The organism is Streptomyces sp. ADMS, from assembly GCF_033441795.1.
Classification (GTDB): Bacteria; Actinomycetota; Actinomycetes; order Streptomycetales; family Streptomycetaceae; genus Streptomyces.
Map to the genome: position 1 here is coordinate 1 of NZ_JAVFVX010000267.1, position 2,774 is coordinate 2,774.

Consider the following 2,774-nt stretch of genomic DNA (forward strand, 5'->3'; position numbering starts at 1 on the left):
TTCACGCGTTCCGGGAGTTGCCTCCGCCGAGCGGCACCGGCTCGTGCTCGCGGCCAGGCGCTTCAAGGGGCCGACTCGATCACCGGCGTCGTCATCGCCGTTGCCGGCGACAACGGGCGGCGACGGCCAACGGCAGAGAGCCCCCACGGCTGACACCTGGCGCTCGGCGTTGCCAGAAGTCCCGACAGCGGAATCGTTCGGCTGTTGCGCAGGCGCGGGCGCTGGCCGCGCAGGGGCGAGAACCGGCGATCTCATCTGCCCGTCGTCACGGTCCAGGCCACTCCTGCCACGCGGGCTCACCTAAGAGCACACTACCGAGCAGGACCGGGTTACCGGTGTCAGCGGCTACGGGAATGTCGGGTGCTCGCGGTGGCTCCCGCCCGGTGCGCAGCCTGCGAGAGCTGGACCTGTGCAGGTGGTGTCGCCGCCGGGTTGCCGCAGGTCCCGCGTAGCGATTGCCCAGACGGCGGACGGCAGCAGTGCGTCCGTGACGCCGAGTGGGTCCGACACCACCGGCTTCCCGTAGCGGCTCGGTTCACTCATGAGGGATGACGGCGACTGGGCAGCGCGCGTGGTGGACGGCGGCCTGGGCCACGGAGCCCAGGCGTGGTGCCGGGGCGTGGTGGCTGCGCCGGCCCACGATCAGGAGTTCGGCGCGCTCGGCGGCTGCTACGACGACCCTGGCGGGACTTTCGAGGCGGATGTCGTCCGTCACGGCCACGCCCGGAAACTTCTCGCACCAGGGGCGGAGGGTCTGCCTCAGGTGCTTCTGCGCGTCCTGGATGATCTCCTGGGTCACGGTGTGGTCCACGCCCCACGGGGCGTACGCGTGGATCGGGATGGCGCGGCCGTGAACGGCGCGGAGGGGCACGCCCCGAGCTGCTGCGGTGGTGAAGGCGAATTCGAGCAGGTCGTCGCACGGGCCATGCAGTTTCAGCCCCACCACCACTCCGCCTGCCGCACCTGACTCAGGCGTCGAGGGGCCTTCTGCACGCTTGTCGGCGCGGACGAGGACCACGGGCCCCTCGGCGCTTGCCACGACGGACATGCTGATGTCACCGAGGAAGTAGCTCTCCACAGGAGTCAGGCCGCGGGAGCCGAGCACGAGCATCTCCGACTCGGACGCCGCTTGGATCAGTGCGTCCTGCGCGTCGTCGGCGACCAGGTTGCCGACGACGGTGAGGCCCGGGTGGTGTGCCTGGAGTTCCGTCTGGGCGTTGTGCACGAGCCGCTTCGCCCAGTAGTTCTGGTCGATTTCCGAGGGGACGGCGGTCGGTTCCGGCGCCAGTAGCGGCCACGCGTGCAGCAGGCGCAGGGTGAGTTTGCGCCGCTGGGCTTCGTCGGCGGCCCAGTGGGCAGCGGCGAGGCTCTCGGGTGAGCCGTCGAGGCCCACGGTGAGGACTCGTTCCATGGCGACTGCCTCCGTCTCGTACGAAGCTGGAAAGGACGGTGACCCACAGCCAGCCCGCACGGCCAAAGACTCACCGAGACCGCAGCAGTCCGGACAGCGGCATGAGCATTTGTGTCGGCGCGTTGACCACGGCGCTTCCCCCTTGAGGAGTACCCCAGATCTCCTCGTGGCGCATGCGGTCCCGGAACGGCGACGAACGGACGGACGGACGTGAAGTTCGGCATGAGGAGGAGGCGGAGGCAATGGCGGTTCCCCTGGTGGTCGGCATCGACGGGTCCGAGGCGAGCCTCGAGGCGGTGGACTGGGCCGCGGATGAGGCAGCCCGGCACGAGGTGCCGCTCCGTCTCCTGCACGCGGCCGCAGCGGGCCATGACGCGTCAGACCTGGTCGCCGCAGCCTCGGAGCGAGCCGGCAAGAGTGTTCCTGCGGTACGGCTGTCGAGTGAGGTGCTGTCCGAGGACGCGGCGTCCGCGCTGGTCGGCGCAGGACGCAACGCCCTCGCTCTGGTACTCGGGTCCAGAGGGCTCGGAGGTCTCGCCGGGCTGCTCCTCGGCTCGGTCAGCCTGGCTGTGGCGGCCCGTGCCGACTGCCCGGTCGTCGTCGTGCGCGGCGGTGTGGAGCACCGGCACGGCCGGTTCGGCTGCGTCGTTGTCGGAGTCGAGGACGGGGAGGGCAGCGGTACGGCCGTGGAGTTCGCGTTCCGCGAGGCCCAAGTGCGGGGCTGCCGGCTCCTGGCGGTGCACACCTGGAGTGTCCCGGTAGGGAACCCTGGGCCTCCGGGACTGTCCGGCTACGCTCTCCAAGCCCTCGATCGCCCGCCTGCCCAGGTGCTCGCCGACGCCTTGCGTGGCCCGGAACAGCGGTATCCGGACGTGCCGGTGAGCAGCGAGGTGGTCGAGGGCCCGGCACGCCAGGCGCTCCTGAATGCCGCGTCCGCTGCTGATCTGCTCGTCGTCGGAGCCCGCAGACGACATGGGCACGTCGGTCTGCAGCTGGGCCTGGTCAACCATGCGGTGCTGCATCACGCGCCGTGTCCGATCGCGGTCGTTCCGCAGATATGACCAGGTAGGGCCCGGATGGGGCTCAGTGTTACTTCGGTCGAGAGGCAGGTGAGAACTGTGCCCGACCACCTCGTGACCAGCGCCGACGCAGGCACCTGCCCACCCTGGTGGTGGGGCCGCACCGCCTGACCGTTATCGCGCGCCCCTCGGTCCAGATGGAGTGGCGGACTCGCCGGTGAGTTGGGGCTCGACGTCCACGACGCCCTCCACCGCGCGCACGAGGCGCACGGCGACCGAGATGAGTGACGTGTCGCGGATGTGTCCGCGGAGGGTGACGACTCCCTCGTGGCAGTTCACGTGGA

3 protein-coding genes are annotated in these 2,774 nt (G+C 70.4%); 1 reads left to right on the plus strand and 2 read right to left on the minus strand.

What is annotated here, in order from left to right:
* Positions 1-535 precede the first annotated feature (535 nt).
* Positions 536-1,411 (minus strand): universal stress protein, encoded by an 876-nt coding sequence (locus tag RB628_RS40175; protein WP_318325593.1) that lies wholly within the window; start codon positions 1,409-1,411, stop codon positions 536-538.
* A gap of 242 nt (positions 1,412-1,653) precedes the next feature.
* On the opposite strand from RB628_RS40175, the gene RB628_RS40180 reads away from it, so the two are divergent.
* Positions 1,654-2,472: a universal stress protein gene (locus RB628_RS40180; protein WP_318325594.1), complete on the plus strand. Its 819-nt coding sequence runs from the start codon at positions 1,654-1,656 to the stop codon at positions 2,470-2,472.
* A 132-nt stretch (positions 2,473-2,604) separates the two neighbouring features.
* Here the strand turns inward: RB628_RS40180 and RB628_RS40185 are convergent.
* A partial coding sequence (locus RB628_RS40185) for a BON domain-containing protein (protein WP_318325595.1) occupies positions 2,605-2,774 on the minus strand: 170 nt, incomplete at its 5' end.

Bases quoted from the DNA above. Each gene is read 5' to 3' on its own strand.
- RB628_RS40175 (WP_318325593.1), bottom strand. From the start codon at position 1,411: ATGGAACGAGTCCTCACCGTGGGCCTCGACGGCTCACCCGAGAGCCTC.
- RB628_RS40180 (WP_318325594.1), top strand. From the start codon at position 1,654: ATGGCGGTTCCCCTGGTGGTCGGCATCGACGGGTCCGAGGCGAGCCTC.